The organism is Bariatricus sp. SGI.019, from assembly GCF_050315235.1.
GTDB lineage: Bacteria > Bacillota > Clostridia > Lachnospirales > Lachnospiraceae > JAFBIX01.
This window is the reverse complement of the sequence record NZ_JBNPOQ010000018.1, coordinates 1-17,606: the sequence shown is the minus strand read 5'-3', so window position 1 is coordinate 17,606 and position 17,606 is coordinate 1. Positions and strand designations below refer to the sequence as shown.

The 17,606-nt window shown below is 40.1% G+C and carries 18 protein-coding genes; 1 reads left to right on the top strand and 17 read right to left on the bottom strand.

Annotated features, from left to right (window positions below; all coding sequences use genetic code 11):
- Positions 1–11: 11 nt before the first annotated feature.
- The 11 genes from ACQRD1_RS11595 to ACQRD1_RS11545 form a co-directional block, all read right to left on the bottom strand.
- Positions 12–536: a tetratricopeptide repeat protein gene (locus ACQRD1_RS11595; RefSeq protein WP_235233894.1), complete on the bottom strand. Its 525-nt coding sequence runs from the start codon at positions 534–536 to the stop codon at positions 12–14.
- A gap of 8 nt (positions 537–544) precedes the next feature.
- On the bottom strand, positions 545–2,407 hold the full coding sequence (locus ACQRD1_RS11590) for a heavy metal translocating P-type ATPase (RefSeq protein ID WP_235233895.1): 1,863 nt from the start codon (positions 2,405–2,407) through the stop codon (positions 545–547).
- 30 nt (positions 2,408–2,437) lie between these two features.
- Positions 2,438–2,797, bottom strand: a complete 360-nt coding sequence (locus ACQRD1_RS11585) for an ArsR/SmtB family transcription factor (RefSeq protein WP_235233896.1) — start codon at positions 2,795–2,797, stop codon at positions 2,438–2,440.
- 121 nt (positions 2,798–2,918) lie between these two features.
- Positions 2,919–5,258, bottom strand: a complete 2,340-nt coding sequence (locus ACQRD1_RS11580) for a heavy metal translocating P-type ATPase (protein ID WP_427787608.1) — start codon at positions 5,256–5,258, stop codon at positions 2,919–2,921.
- A 245-nt stretch (positions 5,259–5,503) separates the two neighbouring features.
- Positions 5,504–6,037, bottom strand: a complete 534-nt coding sequence (locus ACQRD1_RS11575) for a hypothetical protein (protein ID WP_427743868.1) — start codon at positions 6,035–6,037, stop codon at positions 5,504–5,506.
- Positions 6,038–6,124: 87 nt separating this feature from the next.
- Positions 6,125–7,552, bottom strand: a complete 1,428-nt coding sequence (gene lpdA, locus ACQRD1_RS11570; protein WP_427787606.1) for a dihydrolipoyl dehydrogenase — start codon at positions 7,550–7,552, stop codon at positions 6,125–6,127.
- A gap of 27 nt (positions 7,553–7,579) precedes the next feature.
- Positions 7,580–8,248, bottom strand: coding sequence for a uracil-DNA glycosylase (locus tag ACQRD1_RS11565; protein ID WP_427787605.1), 669 nt, complete (start codon positions 8,246–8,248; stop codon positions 7,580–7,582).
- A gap of 16 nt (positions 8,249–8,264) precedes the next feature.
- On the bottom strand, positions 8,265–9,026 hold the full coding sequence (gene hisF / locus ACQRD1_RS11560; RefSeq protein ID WP_235233906.1) for an imidazole glycerol phosphate synthase subunit HisF: 762 nt from the start codon (positions 9,024–9,026) through the stop codon (positions 8,265–8,267).
- 14 nt (positions 9,027–9,040) lie between these two features.
- The gene (gene hisH, locus ACQRD1_RS11555; protein WP_235233908.1) at positions 9,041–9,646 is read right to left on the bottom strand and encodes an imidazole glycerol phosphate synthase subunit HisH; all 606 of its coding nucleotides are present in this window, start codon (positions 9,644–9,646) and stop codon (positions 9,041–9,043) included.
- A 64-nt stretch (positions 9,647–9,710) separates the two neighbouring features.
- Positions 9,711–11,174 (bottom strand): sensor histidine kinase, encoded by a 1,464-nt coding sequence (locus tag ACQRD1_RS11550; RefSeq protein ID WP_235233910.1) that lies wholly within the window; start codon positions 11,172–11,174, stop codon positions 9,711–9,713.
- Entirely contained in the window at positions 11,171–11,854 is a 684-nt protein-coding gene (locus ACQRD1_RS11545; protein WP_235233912.1) for a response regulator transcription factor, read from the bottom strand. Before ACQRD1_RS11545 ends, ACQRD1_RS11550 begins: the two co-directional genes overlap by 4 nt.
- Before the next feature lie 184 nt (positions 11,855–12,038).
- Here ACQRD1_RS11545 and ACQRD1_RS11540 point away from each other — a divergent pair, with 184 nt between their 5' ends.
- The gene (locus ACQRD1_RS11540; RefSeq protein ID WP_235233914.1) at positions 12,039–13,193 is read left to right on the top strand and encodes a double-cubane-cluster-containing anaerobic reductase; all 1,155 of its coding nucleotides are present in this window, start codon (positions 12,039–12,041) and stop codon (positions 13,191–13,193) included.
- A gap of 121 nt (positions 13,194–13,314) precedes the next feature.
- Here ACQRD1_RS11540 and ACQRD1_RS11535 read toward each other — a convergent pair whose 3' ends face one another.
- The 6 genes from ACQRD1_RS11535 to ACQRD1_RS11510 form a co-directional block, all read right to left on the bottom strand.
- The gene (locus ACQRD1_RS11535) at positions 13,315–14,238 is read right to left on the bottom strand and encodes a TDT family transporter (protein WP_235233916.1); all 924 of its coding nucleotides are present in this window, start codon (positions 14,236–14,238) and stop codon (positions 13,315–13,317) included.
- Between the two features lie 33 nt (positions 14,239–14,271).
- Positions 14,272–14,796: a C-GCAxxG-C-C family protein gene (locus tag ACQRD1_RS11530; protein WP_235233918.1), complete on the bottom strand. Its 525-nt coding sequence runs from the start codon at positions 14,794–14,796 to the stop codon at positions 14,272–14,274.
- Between the two features lie 208 nt (positions 14,797–15,004).
- Positions 15,005–15,670: a LysR substrate-binding domain-containing protein gene (locus tag ACQRD1_RS11525; RefSeq protein WP_427787602.1), complete on the bottom strand. Its 666-nt coding sequence runs from the start codon at positions 15,668–15,670 to the stop codon at positions 15,005–15,007.
- Between the two features lie 206 nt (positions 15,671–15,876).
- Positions 15,877–16,782 (bottom strand): IS3 family transposase, encoded by a 906-nt coding sequence (locus tag ACQRD1_RS11520; protein ID WP_235234279.1) that lies wholly within the window; start codon positions 16,780–16,782, stop codon positions 15,877–15,879.
- Positions 16,783–16,796: 14 nt separating this feature from the next.
- Positions 16,797–17,084, bottom strand: a complete 288-nt coding sequence (locus tag ACQRD1_RS11515) for a transposase (RefSeq protein ID WP_235234280.1) — start codon at positions 17,082–17,084, stop codon at positions 16,797–16,799.
- Positions 17,085–17,154: 70 nt separating this feature from the next.
- The gene (locus tag ACQRD1_RS11510) at positions 17,155–17,274 is read right to left on the bottom strand and encodes a LysR family transcriptional regulator (RefSeq protein WP_427787600.1); all 120 of its coding nucleotides are present in this window, start codon (positions 17,272–17,274) and stop codon (positions 17,155–17,157) included.
- Positions 17,275–17,606: the final 332 nt, after the last annotated feature.

Below are 17,606 nucleotides of genomic sequence, written 5' to 3'. Positions count from 1 at the left end.
CTTCTCTTTCCTTACCGTGTCTCCAGAAATTCCAGTTCTTTCTGCGCATTCTGATCGTCAGGATAATCATTCAGATATTCCTTCAGCTTCACTTTTGCACTTTCCCAGTCCTCTGCCTGTTCATATGCAACAATTACATTATACTGCATCTCCTGCTTCAGTTCCTCGCTGATATCTTCCTGACCAAGACCGAGACGGAAATAATTAATTGCTGAATCCGGATCTTCTAATTTCAGTTCACAGATTCCAATAAAATTATAAATCGTTCCTGTCTTCTGCGCATTGTTTTCCAGTGCACTTTCAAAAGCATCGCGTGCTCCTTCAAAATCCTCTTGTTCCCATTTGGCAATCCCGATTCCTCTGTAGGCATCCCCCACATTCACCTCTTTTTCAATTGCCTCTTCAAATTGTTCTATCGCCTCTTCATACTGCCCATTTTCCAGATATTCTATTCCTTCTTCCGAAGGATTTTTCCCGCATCCGCTGAGACACACTCCCAAAAGTAAAACGGACAGTACTACCCTTATACGCTTCATACTTCCTCCTATACGTTATATCTTGCTACCCACGCAGCATTTAAAATAGCAGCAAACATTACTCCAACTTCTGCCAATATTGCTTCCCACATACCAAAATAGCCAATAATGGCAAGAATCAAAATCAATCCCTTAACAACCAATGCAAAAGTAATATTCTGGTTTACTACTCTTAATGTCTCTCTGGATATCTTAATTGCATCTATAATTCTTGGAAGTTCATCTTCCATCAATACGATATCAGCTGCCTCAATCGCTGCCGCCGAACCTAACGCTCCCATGGCAATTCCCACATCCGCTCTCGCAAGAACTGGCGCGTCATTGATTCCATCACCTACACATACCAGCCTCTCGGTTCCATCCTGAATACGCAGGAAATCTTCTACCTGCTCCAGCTTATCTTCCGGCATCAAGTCTGCATATGCATAATCCATCTCCAATTCTTTTGCCACTTGTATACTTCCGCTCTTCGTATCGCCAGTCAACATGACCAATACCGCCTTACATTTTTCCTTCAAATATTTAAGTGTATCCACGGCATCTTCTTTTATAGTATCCGCAATAACAATGTATCCCGCATATTTCTTTCCGACAGCTACATAGATAACAGTTCCCGGCTGACTGACATCATCACAAAGTATCTGCTGCTTCTCCATCAGCCTGTTATTTCCAACATAGACGCGCTCTCCTTCGAATGTCGCATTGACACCATATCCTGGTATCTCTCGCATTCTATATACTTTATTCTCTGCTATCTCTTTCCCATAGGCTTCCCTCAGTGACTGTGCAATCGGATGATTAGAGTGGCACTCAACATGTGCGGCGATCCTAAGGAGTTCCTCGTTCGGCATTCCAATTGCCTTGACTTCCTTCACCTGAAAGACACCTTCCGTCAGGGTCCCTGTCTTATCAAAAATAAATGTATCAGCCTTTGCCAGATCTTCCAGGAAATTACCGCCCTTCATTACAATTCCATGGCGTGCAGCCGTTACGATTCCTCCAAGAAATGCAATTGGTACTGACAATACCAATCCACAGGGACAGGCAATCACCAGGAAAATCAATCCGCGGTAAATCCAAGTATCCCAATTTCCATAAGAAAATGTCAGTGACGGATATATCATGACCGCAAAAGCTCCCAACAACATAAGCGGTGTGTAAATTCTGGAGAATCTGGTGATGAAAGTCTCACTCTCTGCCTTTTTATTCTGCGCATCCTCCACCATCTCCATGATTCTGGATACGGTAGAATCCACATATAATTCTAAAACTTTTGCTTCAATCACACCATTCAGATTAATACATCCACTATAAATCTTATCCCCCGGCCATGCAGATTGAGGAATTGCTTCTCCCGTAATTGCCTTCGTATCAATACTCGTAGTGCCTGATGTTATCACAGCATCTACCGGAATACGCTCTCCCGGCTTAATCACAATAATATGTCCCGGCTTCAATGCGGACGGATCTACCTTGAATTCTCTTCCATGAACCTTTCTTGTTGCATATTCTGGACGGATATTAATCAACTCTTCAATATTTTTTTTCGCTCTGTCTCTTGAAAAAGCTTCAAAAATCATTCCCAATTCAAACAAAAGAATTACAAGTACACCTTCTACATACCTTCCAATTCCCAAAGCTCCAATTGTGGCCAAGATTATTAACGTATATTCTGACAGGAACTTTTTCTGCAGCAGATTTTGTTCCAGTTTCTTAAAAGCATCAAACCCTATGATCAGATACGCAATAAGAAACCATATAAATTTTACTCTGTCAGTTAACGTCAGATGTATGGTAGCTTCAATCGCACTCACATACACCAACACCCCTACACTATAAATGATACATCTTTTTTTCAACTTCTCCGTCATATGATATTCCCTTTAATCACTATATGAAAACTACTCCATAATATGTTCCATTCCTTGACTGATAATTGTCTGGATATGATCATCTGCCAGCGAATAATATACGGTCTTTCCTTCTCTGCGGTTCTTCACTAACTTCATCTGTTTCAATATTCGAAGCTGATGGGATATAGCTGACTGCGTCATGCCTAACACCTCGGCAAGATCACAGACACACATCTCAGCCTCCAATAACACACACAAAATCTTAATTCTTGTCGAATCAGCAAATACCTTATAAAAATCTGCCAGTTCTTTTAACAGATCTTCTTCCGGCATCTTGTTCTTCACCATGTAAACTGTATCCGTATGAACACATGTAACTTCGCAACACTCAGCTTCCGTTCTCTTCATACATTCCTTCCTTTCAAAAAATCAGAAACCTTATCAATTAATTATGCCAAATGGCCTCTTCAAATTCAACCATTTGGCATAAAATGAAATTAAAATTAATAATTTTGTAACTATTGTATATCTATTTGATTCGTTCTTTTTGAGTATACAGCACACGAATCGAATTCATCACGCACAACATGGCAACTCCCGTATCCGCAAACACAGCCATCCACATGTTCGCATATCCCATAATTCCTAATATCATAATCAGGAACTTAATAATCAAAGCAAAAGCGACATTCTGCATTGCAATTTTACCAGTTTGTCTGGCAATTTTTACTGCTTCAGGAATTGCATTCATTGATGAAGTCATGAAAACGACATCTGCTGCTTCAATTGCTGCATCTGCGCCATTTCCCATAGCTGCTCCTACATCTGCCCCCGCAAGAACTGGAGCATCATTAATCCCGTCACCTACAAACATAACAGAACCATATTGTTCACGAATCTTCTGTAAATGTTCCAGCTTCTCTTGAGGCAGGAGCTGAGCATGCACTTCATCAATTCCTGTCTTCTTGGCCACAGCTATCGCATTATCCTTCGCATCTCCTGTCAACATTGCTGTCACCAAATTCTGAGACTTCATCCGACTCACAGCATCAGTCGCTTCCTCTTTAATCACATCGGCAACAACCAGATAGCCTGCTAATTTGCCGTCTACGGCGAGCAACACTTCCGTTCCATATATTCCTGCTTCATAATCATTGGTATCTATACCATATAATTCCAACAATCCGCGATTACCGCAAAGCACTGTTCCTTCCGGGAATACTGCACGGATTCCCTTCCCTGATATCTCCTCTGCTTCCAATGGTCTGACAAGCCCCAGTCCTTTTTCTTTCGCTGCTGCCACTATACTGGTTCCAATTGGATGTGTAGAATTCAGCTCACAATCGGCTGCCATCGTCAATATCTGCTTTTCCGTTAATCTTCCCAATGACTCTACTCGCTGAACCACAAAATTTCCCTTGGTAATGGTTCCCGTCTTATCCATGACTACAGCTTTTATATCTTTCAGCGCTTCAATCGCAATTCCGCCTTTAAATAAGATTCCCTGTCTGGATCCAGCCCCAATACCCGAGAAAAAGGCCAGCGGCACACTCAGTACCAATGCACACGGGCAACTGATGACCAGGAATGTAATTGCCGTATAGATCCAGTAATTCCAGTTACCAGTAATCAAGGAAGGAATCACAGCCGTCAATATCGCTGCAAAAACAACAACTGGCGTATAGATTCGGGCGAACCTTGTAATAAAGCGATCAATCTTTGGCTTGCTTGCCGCAGCATTTTCTACCGAATCCAGAATACGTGTCACCATAGATTCACCTAACGGCTTTTGAACTTCCAGCTTCAACACGCCCAGATCATTGACACATCCAGAATATATCTCTTTCCCAGGAAATACACTGACAGGTACCGGTTCTCCAGTAACCGGTGAAGTATCGATCTGACTACGTCCTTCAATAACTTTTCCATCCAAAGGAATACGATCCCCCGGACGAATCAGAATAATATCTCCAACTTTTGCATCCTGTGCCGGAATACTCCTCACTTCGTCTCCCTTGACCAGATTCACGACTTCAGGCCTAAGATCTACCGCCTCCATTATCTGAGACCGACTACGGCTTACTGCAATCTCTTCGAACACTTCTCCCACACGATAGAACAACATAACTCCTACAGCTTCCGCAAAATCTCCGATTGCAAATGCCGCCAGTGTTGCCACACTCATCAGGAAATTCTCATCAAACACGTGTCCTTTTGCCAGATTCCTAACTGCTGTCCAGACAATTTCCAGTCCAAGAATCACATATGCAGCCACAAATACAATACTTACAATCCATGAACCCGGAAGCATATGACTTGCAATTTGACCTGCAATGAACAAAACTGCACCCACGGTAATAGCCAGAATATCCTTCTTATTCTCTTCCAAAGGATTCTCTTTCTTCTTATTCACACTTCGATCTTCCCTTGGTGTTACGATTACTGCTTCTTCTATTGAAGCACAAATTCTCCTGAATTCTGGCAACAACTTTTCCTGATTATCTGCTGCCACAATCAATTGTTTTGTTGCAAATGTAATCGTTGCCATCTCAACACCTGGAATCTCACGAATCTGTCGTTCCATCTTAGCTGCACAATTGGCACACCCAAGATTCTCTAAAATATAAACTCTTTTTTCTACCCCTTCCGGCATTGACGGTATCCTTTGCTCTTCTATCTCATGATGGTGGTGCTCATGTCCACAACCACATTCTTCTTCGTGATGATGGTCGTGATGGTGGTGATGCTCACAGCTACATTCTTCCTCATGATGATGCTCGTGCCCACAACTACATTCTTCTTCGTGATGCTGCTCATGTCCGCAACCGCATTCACATACCGTTTCCTTTCTTCTCTCCCGATTCTCCATATCTATATCCTCCTGGCTGGTTAAATCTTTTCATATGAACAATTATTCATATGTTCATATTTAAATATAATCACATTCTGATACTTTTGTCAATATATTTATGCAGAAACGAGATTAACTTTGCGAATTTCATTGCTAGAACAAAGAGTTCTGCGAGCGTAGGGTTTTTACTCTATGGAAACGAAGTTTCCTATAGAGTAAAAAACAGAAGCAGGTATATTCCCGCTTCTGTTTTTATTTCCCCATTATTTTACTTTTTTCTTCTTTGCAAGCTTTGCCATCAATTCATTCTCTCCATCAAAGATTCTGGATATACGGAATCTCTTTTGAATAGAGTATGTATCTTCTGAAAACACTTCCGCAAATAATGCTTTTGGATCAGCAACTTCTTTCATTCCTTTTCTCTCGATAGCATCAGTTACGACTGAAACCGTCCCGTTAAATACAATAGAACTTCCTTTTACCGTAGCATTGTCTACTTCAAGCACTTTATAGAAAATGAATTCATTACCGGCTCTTGAACTATAAGTTGGATAATAGATGTACACATCATCATCAACCAGGAAAATACGATAGGTTGAATTAATATAAACATCGTAGATCAAAGACAGCATGATAATAAAAACTGCAAATATACAGATTGTAAATATCGGAATGCTGTGCACAAATGAATTAGATATAACCCCCGCTACAATAATTGCGACAACGCTCACCCCAAGAACTGTCATCAGGTAACCTCTGCGAACATCCAAAATTGTCTTCGTTTGTTTTAATTCCATATGAAGCCCTCCATTTCGTTTTTGTTCTCACTACCTCTTTTATTATACTCTTTTATCTAATATAAAATCAAGATATTGTAGGAATTTCTACCATCTTGACTGACTTTCTCTGCTATTTTCTACCGCACAGGAGATTGCCTCATTAAATGTCGGATGCGCACGCATTGCATACATTAACTGTGCAGATGTTAATCCATTCGCAATTGCCGTTGCCAATTCTCCAATCATATCCGTTGCACGCTGACACATAAGCTGCGCTCCCAGGAGCACATCACTATCGGCTGCAAATAATACCTTAATGAATCCCTGCTCTTCTTTTGAAATAATGGACTGTCCATTGACATTCATGACGTATTTTCCACAGCGAAGCGGTATCCCCTTCTTTCTTGCCTCTTCTTCCGTAATACCCACAGAAGCAATCTCAGGGTCTGTATACAGACAACTCGGAACAATGGAAATAGACGTGAACAGACAGCTTGGAACCATCTCCACAATCACAGAAGGCTCCACATTATTCATGCGTTCTACTACGTATGTCGCTTGTGCAGAGGCAACATGTGCCAGTTGAATTCCACCAATCACATCTCCGATCGCATAAATTCCAGGGAGATTCGTCATATAGAAATCATCTACAACGATTCTGCCATTTTCTAATTTTATCGGAACATCTGAATCAAATAATCCTGTTGTGTTAGCAACTCTTCCCACAGAAACCAGCACCGCATCCACACAAGTCTTTTGATTCTCTCCCTGACATACATAATGGCATTCCAGTCCCCTGTCATCCTTCGTAATCTTTTCCAATATACTTTTCTTACAGATATGTATTCCACGATTCGTAAGAATCTCTTCTAATGCATCTGAAAATTCCTGATCCATATTCGGAAGAAGGCGGTCAGACACCTCAACAATCGTCACCTTACCGCCAAGTGCATTGAATACTGTTGCCAATTCAATTCCTATAACTCCACCGCCAAGAATCAACAATCTGCCATAGCTGCTTTCTTCTGATGTCAATAATTCTTCACTTGTCATAACTCCAGGCAGATCCATTCCTGGAATGTCTATCATCCGTGCTTTCGCACCCGTTGCAATCAAAATATTTTTTCCAATATAATATTCTGTTCTCTGGTCAGATGTTGTTACCCGCACTCTGCGATCACTTTGAATAACAGCAGTTCCCTTTACGGATTCTATACCAAGTGCATCAAATTCTTTCTGCAATTCTTCTCGCATTCTGGCTGATGATAATTCCTTATATTCATATATCTTCTGCAGATCAAATCCAACTTTCTCTGCAGTAAGTCCGAATTTCTCACACTCTGTCATCTCACGATACAGTGTCGCCGCATGAATCAAAGCCTTTGTAGGAATACATCCACGGTTAATACAAGTACCGCCAATCTCTCCCTTATCTATGATAACAACCGACATCCCCAGTTTTGCCGCTTTCTTTGCAGCTACATATCCTCCCGGACCTGCTCCAATAATTACAAGATCATATTGTTTTCCCATCGTATCCCTCCTGGTATCTCTACCCTTCTATTCAATCTGCCAGTCAATCGGTTCGATTCCATGTTCTTCAAGAAATGAGTTCGTCTGGCTAAAAGGTTTGCTGCCAAAAAAACCTCTGTATGCAGATAACGGACTTGGATGAGGCGCTTTTAGGATTAAGTGATTTTGATTTGTCAACATCTTCTCTTTTTTCTGAGCGGGCGCTCCCCATAGAATAAACACAATCGGTCGATCCTGATTATTTAACGCCATAATTGCCGCATCTGTAAATTCCTCCCAACCAATCCCGCGATGGGAATTGGCCTGATGTGCACGCACGGTAAGGACTGTATTCAACATCAAAACACCTTGTTCGGCCCATTTCGTCAAACATCCATGATTTGGAATCGTACATCCAAGATCATCATGCAATTCCTGATAGATATTAACCAGAGATGGAGGTATATCTACACCTTTCTTTACAGAAAAGCAAAGTCCATGCGCCTGTCCATCATTGTGATATGGATCTTGTCCCAGAATCACAACTTTTACCTTATGTAATGGTGTCAGATGAAACGCATTAAAGATATCATCTGCCGGCGGGAAGATTTTTCTCGTCTTATACTCCTGATTTACCGTTTCAAATAATTTTCTATAATAAGGCTTTTTAAACTCTCCCTGAAGAGCCTCCAGCCAATCATTATTAATCGCAGCCATAACATTCACCTCTCTGCTACAGACGTACGGACACACCTCGTCCTTTCAGATATTCTTTTACTTCTTTAATCTCCAGTTCTTTATAATGAAACAATGATGCAGCCAATGCAGCATCTGCTTTTCCGTCCGTCAATGCATCATAAAAATGTTCCAGCGTCCCGGCACCCCCGGATGCAATCACAGGAATGGATACCTCTTCTGCAATAGCTCTTGTAAGTTCCAGATCATATCCTGCTTTCGTTCCATCACAATCCATACTCGTCAGAAGTATCTCTCCGGCTCCTAACTTTTCAACTCTAGAAGCCCATTCCAGCGCATCGATTCCCACATCAATACGTCCGCCATTCTTATATATGTTCCAACCGCTTCCATCAGCTCTTTTTTTGGCATCAATAGCTACAACTACACACTGACTGCCAAACTTATCTGCCGCATCTGAAATCAATCTTGGCGTATTAATAGCAGAAGAATTAATAGAAATCTTATCCGCTCCTTCCCGAAGCAACGCCTTAAAATCGTCTACAGTCCGAATACCGCCGCCCACGGTAAACGGAATGAATACGGTCTCTGCTACCTTCCGAACCATATCTATCACAGTTTCTCTGGCATCTGAAGATGCTGTGATATCCAAAAACACCAGTTCATCAGCACCAGCTTTATCATATGCCTTACCAATCTCCACTGGATCACCGGCATCTCTTAAATCAACGAAGTTGACACCTTTTACTACTCGTCCATTATTTACATCCAGACATGGAATAATTCTCTTTGTATGCATCCTTTAACCTCCGCCTATATTTCCACAAAATTCTTAAGTATCTGAATTCCCACATCACTGCTCTTTTCCGGATGGAATTGACAAGCAAACACATTGTCTTTCTCAACAGAAGCATGAATATGTGTACTATACTCTGTTGTTGCTGTTACAATCCCCTCATCTGCTGCTCTCAGATAATAAGAGTGTACAAAATAAACGTAAGGTTCTTCTGGCAGATTAGCAAATAACCTTCCTTGATTCTGGAACTTCAGTGAATTCCATCCCATATGCGGAATCTTAAGTCCCTCTTTGTCCGGAATTCGTAAGATCTCACCTTTTAAAATTCCCAGGCCTTCCACTCCCGGTGTCTCATCACTTCTTTCAAATAATAACTGCAGTCCCAGGCAGATTCCCAAAAATGGAGTCTTCTGGTCTACAACTTCGCCAATGACTTCCTCCAGACCATACTGACGTATCTTACCCATGGCATCTCCAAATGCACCAACTCCAGGAAGTATAACCTTATCTGCCTGCAATATTGTCTCTCTGTCCCTGGTGATGGTTACGTCCTGTCCCAGTAACTGCATGGCTTTTTCCACACTTTTAATATTTCCCGCATCGTAATCTATAATTGCTATCAATGTTCAAACCCGCCTTTCCTCATCCTGTCTTGCTCCGATTGCTTCTGCGCTCATTGCTATGGGCTTATTGTACATCAAGTTCGAACCAGAATTCAACACCATTGTCATAATTCTTGACACCATATTTCTGGTGGAAAGATTCCATAATTGCTTTTACGATTGACAGCCCAATTCCATTACCGCCATATTCTCTGGTATGTGCTTTATCTACTTTATAAAACTTATCCCAGATGTGCGTAATATCCTTTTCAGGAATTGGATTACCTGTATTGAATACTGTCACTTTCGCCTTCTGTTGTTCAAGCGTAATCTTCACTTCTACTACCTTTTCACCTTTCACATGATGAAATGCATTACTGATATAGTTACGAAGGACCTGCTCAATCTTGAATTCATCTCCCCATACACAGACAGGCTCCGACTGGCGAAAGATAACGGTAATATCTTCTTGTTGCGCAAGAATCTCCATACTCTGCAAAACACCTCTGATGAGCTCCGTCAGATTGAAACGTGTAAATTCAATCTCCTCATCTCCAAACTCTAACTGATTCAATGTCAAAAGATTCTTCACCATCTGATTCATTTTTGCCGCTTCATCCATAATAACATCACAATAGAATTCGCGGCTTTCAGGGTCATCACTGACGCCCTCCTTCAGACCTTCGGCATATCCCTGAATCAAAGCAATCGGAGTCTTCAGTTCATGAGACACATTGCCCAGGAATTCATTACGCATCTGTTCCAGCTTATCTTTCCGCTCAATATCTTTCTGTAGTTCATTATTTGCCTTTTTCAACTCCGATATCGTGCTTTCCAGTTTCTCAGACATGCGATTGAAATTTGCACCCAACTCGCCAATCTCATTACTTCCACCACTGGTATATTTTGCATCAAAATCAAGGTTGGCCATTTTATCAGACAGCACAGCCAACTCAAGGATTGGATTGGTAAGTCTTTTAGAAAAATACCAGATAAATACAATTGATATTATGATCAGAAAACTGGCAATATATATCAGAAAGCGATTAGAGATTGCTGCGCTTTCCCGGATACTTTCCAGTGGGCTCCGAAGTAAGAACTGGCTTCCATCATCGAAAGTCCCCCACATCTCAATATAATAATTCTGATTCCATGGATCCCAGGATTGATTGATCTGATATTCGTCCGTACTCTCCAATATCTCGCTTTCTTTCTGTGCCTGATTCAGGAAATATCCAACCAGCTGGTTTTTCAACAGATTCTTATCATGCACATTGGTGTAAACAGCTCCTCGTTCATCTTCCACCAAAAAAGAAATATTGTTTTTTTCTGCAAGATGCACCAGATTACTCGAGACCTCTTCATTATCCAAAGTTCCATTTTCTCTTGCTTCATTTAGCTTCTCATACATATTAATAAACTGTGTCTCTTTATTACGAATATAATACGGCTCCAGAAACTTTACATTAATTACCAGAAGCGCCAACACAAGAAAAGTCAAAAGCCCCAAAAACACCGTAATCATCTGTCGCTTAATAGAATGTTTCATGCCTCATCAACCTCGAATTTATATCCCATTCCCCAGATTGTCTTAATATAATTTCCTTTTTCTCCTAACTTACTTCTCAATTTCTTCACATGGGTATCAATAGTCCTTGCATCTCCAAAATAATCATAATTCCACACATTATTCAATATCTTCTCTCGAGACAACGCAATCCCCTGATTCTCCACAAAATATGTCAGTAATTCAAATTCCTTGAAGCTCAGATCTATTTCCCCGCCATCTATCTTTACCTGATGTGCTGCTTTATCAATGACAATTCCGCCGGCATCTATCGTCTCACCGGCCGCAATAGCATTGGACCTTCTTAAGACAGCCTCAACACGTGCGACCAGAATCTTCGGACTAAATGGTTTGGAAATATATTCATCCACTCCCAGATTAAATCCCTGAAGTTCATCACTTTCCTCCGCTCTCGCAGTCAACATGATAATCGGTACCTGAGAAGACTGCCGAATCTCCCTACAAGTCTGCCAGCCATCCATTCTCGGCATCATAACATCCAGAATCACCAGTGCAATATCTTTCTCCTCATAAAAAATTTCCATCGCTTCCATACCATCGCCAGCTTCCAGAACAACATATCCTTCCCGCTCCAGGAAATCCTTCACCAGCTTACGCATTCTACTTTCATCGTCCACTACTAATATCTTAATCTTCTCCATGAAATCACCCCAAACAAATTATTATTCATATTTTATATCATAGCATGGATTTATGACGCTTTTGTGAATTTTTTAATAGATTTCTTCTATATATATATTATTCATTTCTATTTTTCATTTTTCTTTAACACTTCTATAATATAAATTAATAATTATTTTCTATTCATAAAGGAGGTATTCTGACATGCCTGAATTTGCATTGCCCGAAAATTTTGAAACTTATCCCGAAGCACGCAAAAAAGCTTTTCTAACAATGAAGGAATTGAAGGAACAGGGGCATCGTATTGTTGGAGTTTTTTGTACTTATACTCCATGGGAACTGATTCTGGCTGCTGATGCAGTTGCAGTTGTGTTATGTGGTATAGGAGATGACAATATTCCTGCTGCTGAGGTTCGTCTTCCCAAAAACTTGTGCCCGCTGATCAAGGCCAGTTATGGAGCAGCTGTTACCGATCGTTGTCCTTTCTTCTATTTCTCAGATATGGTTCTTGCTGAGACAACTTGCGACGGTAAGAAAAAAATGTATGAATTGATGGGTGAATTAAAACACTGCCATATTATGCAGCTTCCACCGGGAAAGACTGGCCGCGGCGCTCTTGAATTCTGGAAACAGGAAGTCATTAGTGTAAAAGAAGATTTGGAACAATTCTACAATATAACCATTACCGACGATAAGATACGAGATGCTATCAAGCTTCGCAACCGGGAACGAAAAGCTGTTCTTGATTTCTTTGAGGTTGCCAGACTGAAGCCATCTCCGATTACGGGCTATGAGATTGCCACAGTGATTGCTTCCAATGAATTCTCTCCAAATCTGGAAGATAAGATTGCTTTTCTTGAAAAACGTACTGCAGAATTAAAAGACCTTTATGAGCGCGAATATAAAGGAAAACCATCCAGACCTCGTATTCTCATTACAGGTTGCCCTACCACCGGCGTTATGGACAAGATTATCAAGCGAATTGAAGAACTTGGCGCAGACGTTGTTGGATTTGAGAACTGTTGTGGTCCTCGCGAGAAGAAAGACCCGATCGATGAAACAAAGGATCCAATTACCGCAATTGCCGAAAAATACCTTCGCGTTAACTGTTCTGTAATGAGTCCAAACCCAGGACGTTTAGAAGCACTGGATGTACAGATTGATGAGTATCAGGTGGACGGTGTCGTAGAAGTCTTATTACAGGCCTGTCATACATTTGCCATTGAATCAGATGCTGTAAAGACATTCGTTACCAAAGAAAAGCATATTCCTTATATTGCAATCAATACTGATTATTCGCCAGCCGATCAGGCTCAGATTGATACACGACTCGGTGCATTTATTGAATTATTACAGTAATTTACTTAAGCTTATCTGACTTTTTAATTTAAATTATGTAATGATAAATACATATCAAAAAATCAGGGGGGAAATTTTTTGTAAATTTCTCCCTGATTTTTATTATGTACATCTATCCATTCTATTTAGCAGGCTGATTTATAAAAAGGAATCCCATAAATCTGATAAATGTGTAAACCACAAATACTACTGCAAGCACAGTCTCAATGAGTACTACATATTTTAATACTGGCATTGGTTGTCCCATATTGGCAAGACAAGCCATTGTCTGCTTCGTTGCAATTGCACTGATAACAAATGGGAAAGTAAATGCTGCATAACTCGGATAAAATTTTAATTTCAAATATCCGATTGCTTTTACAATTGAAAAGATGTAAAGCACGGTTGCAACTGCAAGCATTACAAGAAGAAATCCTCTTGATTTTGGAGTCACGGATTGTACGTATCCTGCAATACAAAGACTTGTAGGTGCTGCGTAGATACAGAGCAATGGCTGAGCTGGTTCAGGGATCTGCGGACACTTTACATATCGAACCGTAACAAGTACCAGCAAGATAATCAATGTCACAAAACCAAACCAGAATGCTGCCGCACCGATTCCTGTCTGTTCAAACGCCGGTGCCGTAACAGCTGCAACTGCGATTCCAACATATACAATATAATAACTAGCAAAAACTTTTGGCAGTTGAAGTTTTAGGATAAACTTCACTGTAAAATATACAATCAGCACAATATGCAGACCGATCGCAAAGAACCAGATATACATTGCTGCCGGCCCTATGAATGGTTTCACATATGTACTAAGAAGCATTAATGCCATCGGAAATGTTCCAGATACACTTGCCATGATTGGATTCTGCATATCTTCTTTGATCATCTTTGGAAACATGATCAGTTTTAAAAGTACCAAAATCAATAAAAATGCAGCTACAATTCCACATACTAAGCGAATACCCTCTCCATAACTCTGAAGCAGATTTCCAAGTGCTGCAAATCCAAGCATTACACCGCAAAGAGGCACTGGAACTTTTTTAATTATATTCATGTCACTCTATTCCTTTCTGGCTTAACGTTATATTTAAATCTCAGCAATCGTACGTCTTGGTGCCGGCTCATCAATCTCGTCCAGATTCTTAATACCCAACTCACGACAGACAATCTGAGCAACTTTCCATGTACAAAGACCTGTAAAGAAAATGCACTGTTCCTTGTGTTCTCCACGTCCTTTATCGAACTCTTTTGTAAGGACCCTACAGCAGATCGCATTCTTCTGATTTGCTACCTTGAACCAGTCATGAAGTTCCTTGGTAAGTTCCATACATTTTACACTCTTCGGATTAGTAGGACCATCCTGCTCAGTACGTCCAAAGAACATTCCAAGCGCCAGAATACCTCCATTAAATGCACCACAGACACATCCTGACTTTCCTGCACCAACTGCCATACCAGATGCCATAGCGATTACTTCCTCTGGAACATCCAGTTTAAATTCATCACGAATTGCGCTGATTAACGCCTCACAACAATAATAACCTTCTTTAAATTTTTTCTCTGCCACCTGCTGTACCGCTCTTGGGCTGATTTCTGTTACTCCAATATTCATCACAATGTCCTCCTTAATTTGTAACACTTTTCATTTGTTATTATTGTAACACACCTTTTTTCAAGCTAATCATCGGTGTTTTTTATGAGTATATTGTATCTTTCTATATATAGAGATTTCCCAAAAAAAAGCTTCGAAAGTTTTATCTTTTTTTGTATAAAAGGTAAAACTTTTGAAGCTTCATCAACTTTTTGTTACTTGCTTTCAACTATCTTGTGATACTTCCGATCTGGATCTTGTCTAACCACTCTTTTACATGACGCTGAAAAATATCCACACCATTACCTATCACCTCATTCTTCCGTGTAAGCATACAAATCTTCCATTCATAGATACCATCTGAAAATGGAATTAAAACCATATCCTCATGCCCCATATCATCAGAGACAAAATCTACCGTAACAGATATCCCTTTATTCTCCCTAACCATCTTATGACATAGACTAAAGCCACTCGTCTCAAACATAATATTGGGTTCAAAGCCCGCCTCCCGACATTTATCAACAATCATGTCGTGGATTTTAAATTCTCTGCTTTCTATATATAGAGGCTCTCCTTCCAGATCCTGAATTAACACAGAACTTTTTTTACTTAAACGATGTTTTTTGTTAACCAAAAGCTTTACAGGAAATGATGCCAATTCAGATACATCATATAATTTCTCATCACAAGGTGCCAGAGAAAAAGCAACATTGCCTTCTCCAGACAAAAACCATCGTTCCACCTGTTTGTCCGGGCATTCTCTATGATAAAAATCAATCTCTGGATACCTTCGCTTAAAATCCAAAAGACACTCCGGTGTTACAAGACGCAAAATACCAAATGCAGAAAGCAGATCTACTACTCCATGCTCTTTCTGCTTAATGCGTAACATTTCATTTCTCATATTATGATAGTCAAATTTTGCTTTTTGAGCATATTCAAAAAAACATTTTCCACATTCAGACAGTTCCATTCCACTGCTGGTGCGTATGAAAAGTTCACAGTCACATTCATTCTCCAGGTTTTTAATCACTTGGTGCTATGTCAAGAAAAAGTACAAATTAAATATAACCATTTTTTCCATTTGTTGTGTAGAATTCAACTTGCCATTTTCATTGCGTTCTGCTCCATGTTCTTAAGATATTCTTCTTCATATTGATTGGGAGACAGATATCCACAATGGCTATGAATTCGAACTGTGTTATAAAAAGTTTCTATGTACTCAAATATAAGCTTATACGCATGTGTATAGTTAAATATTTTGAAACGATTAATCCACTCCCGTTTTAACAGTGCATGAAATGATTCAATACATGCATTGTCCCAGGGATAGGCTTTCTTGGAATAACTGTTAATCATTCCAGACGTTGCATTCTGAAAGGCTTCAGAAACATACTGGCATCCTCGATCGCAATGGAAAATCAAGGGATGATCAATCTTTCGTTTTGCTTTTGCATCTTCAATACATCTTACTACATGAGATGCTTCCAGAGTATCACTAAGTACCCATGCAATGATTTTTCGGGAATATAAGTCCATAATACTGGTAAGATATACAAATCCTTCAAAGGTCCAAATATAGGTAATGTCGGAACACCATACGGCATCTGGCTGTTCAGGATTAAACTGCTCGTTTAAGATGTTTTTTAATTTGTTGCTAAAATCAGGATTGATTGTTGTCCGAATATATTTTTTTACCCATTGTGCTTTTATTCCCATTTGGCGCATGTAATTGCCAACTGTTTTTTGAGCAATCTCTGTTCCGGATTTCCTTAATTCTGCTGTAATTTTAGGAGCGCCATAATTCTGGTGAGAAGCATCATAGATATCCTGAATCTTCTCTTTCAGGACTTCCCGACGTGCTTCAGTATTGGAAGGGGTACGATGCTTCCATGCCCGATACCCAGACCGAGAAACGCCTAATTTTTTCAGTATCCCGCTGACAGAAACCTGGCGTTTCTCAGGCAGGGCCTTGATTTCCTCTACATACTCAGAAGTAGCCATGTAGAGAGCTTTTGTCATTTTCCCAGGATACCGATTGCTTTTTTTAACACTTCAAGTGCATCCTTAGTATCCCGCAACTCCCGTTGTAATCTGGCAATTTCTTTTGCCTCATCGCTGGAATAGTTTCCTGAACCTCTGGTAGGAACAACTCCTTCATGATCCTGAGCTGCTTTCATCCAACATTTCAAAGCAGATTCACTGATCCCAAGATTTGTAGCTGCATTACGGAGAGATAATTCCGGATGATCTTTTCTGTATCTAACGGCATCCTCCTTAAATTGTTGTGAGTATTGCTTAGCCATAACCATTCCTCCTTACCATATGACTATCATATAATATTTATCGAAAATGGTCATGTTTATTTTGTACTATTTATATACTACCATCAACTTTACTGATACCTTGAGGCGTCATATAAAGAAGTTTCGACGCTTTTGTCAGATGTTTTGTCTCTACAACTGCAAAAAACACATTCAAATCTCTAATATTCATCCTACTGCCTCCATTCAAAAATGCTGTAACAAAAAAGAAATGCCTGTCAAACAGACATTTCCGAAGTGGGACTATCGGAAATCAACTCGAAGAATTACGATATAATCCTCGGCAAAGTCAAGTCTACTCCAATAACCTCTGTTACGAATAGCTCTATGTCAGAGTATCCTGATAATGCTTATATTATCAAAACTGAGATAAAGCAGCAACAAAAACATTTATCGAATAATGAGGTCTTAGAAATAATATCTAAATATAAGGCTGGAAAATCTACATATGAGTTAGCCAAAGAATATGGCTGTCATCGCCGCACCATAAGCGATAACCTCAAA

Coding starts and splice junctions, on each gene's coding strand:
- ACQRD1_RS11525 (WP_427787602.1), bottom strand. CDS start 15,670: ATGTTACGCATTAAGCAGAAAGAGCATGGAGTAGTAGATCTGCTTTCT.
- ACQRD1_RS11595 (WP_235233894.1), bottom strand. CDS start 536: ATGAAGCGTATAAGGGTAGTACTGTCCGTTTTACTTTTGGGAGTGTGT.
- hisF (WP_235233906.1), bottom strand. CDS start 9,026: ATGCATACAAAGAGAATTATTCCATGTCTGGATGTAAATAATGGACGA.
- ACQRD1_RS11510 (WP_427787600.1), bottom strand. CDS start 17,274: ATGAATATTAGAGATTTGAATGTGTTTTTTGCAGTTGTAGAGACAAAA.
- ACQRD1_RS11530 (WP_235233918.1), bottom strand. CDS start 14,796: ATGAATATTGGAGTAACAGAAATCAGCCCAAGAGCGGTACAGCAGGTG.
- ACQRD1_RS11550 (WP_235233910.1), bottom strand. CDS start 11,174: ATGAAACATTCTATTAAGCGACAGATGATTACGGTGTTTTTGGGGCTT.
- ACQRD1_RS11540 (WP_235233914.1), top strand. CDS start 12,039: ATGCCTGAATTTGCATTGCCCGAAAATTTTGAAACTTATCCCGAAGCA.
- ACQRD1_RS11565 (WP_427787605.1), bottom strand. CDS start 8,248: ATGGCTGCGATTAATAATGATTGGCTGGAGGCTCTTCAGGGAGAGTTT.
- ACQRD1_RS11515 (WP_235234280.1), bottom strand. CDS start 17,084: ATGGCTAAGCAATACTCACAACAATTTAAGGAGGATGCCGTTAGATAC.
- ACQRD1_RS11545 (WP_235233912.1), bottom strand. CDS start 11,854: ATGGAGAAGATTAAGATATTAGTAGTGGACGATGAAAGTAGAATGCGT.
- ACQRD1_RS11520 (WP_235234279.1), bottom strand. CDS start 16,782: ATGGCTACTTCTGAGTATGTAGAGGAAATCAAGGCCCTGCCTGAGAAA.
- ACQRD1_RS11580 (WP_427787608.1), bottom strand. CDS start 5,258: ATGGAGAATCGGGAGAGAAGAAAGGAAACGGTATGTGAATGCGGTTGC.
- ACQRD1_RS11575 (WP_427743868.1), bottom strand. CDS start 6,037: ATGGAATTAAAACAAACGAAGACAATTTTGGATGTTCGCAGAGGTTAC.
- ACQRD1_RS11535 (WP_235233916.1), bottom strand. CDS start 14,238: ATGAATATAATTAAAAAAGTTCCAGTGCCTCTTTGCGGTGTAATGCTT.
- lpdA (WP_427787606.1), bottom strand. CDS start 7,552: ATGGGAAAACAATATGATCTTGTAATTATTGGAGCAGGTCCGGGAGGA.
- ACQRD1_RS11590 (WP_235233895.1), bottom strand. CDS start 2,407: ATGACGGAGAAGTTGAAAAAAAGATGTATCATTTATAGTGTAGGGGTG.
- ACQRD1_RS11585 (WP_235233896.1), bottom strand. CDS start 2,797: ATGAAGAGAACGGAAGCTGAGTGTTGCGAAGTTACATGTGTTCATACG.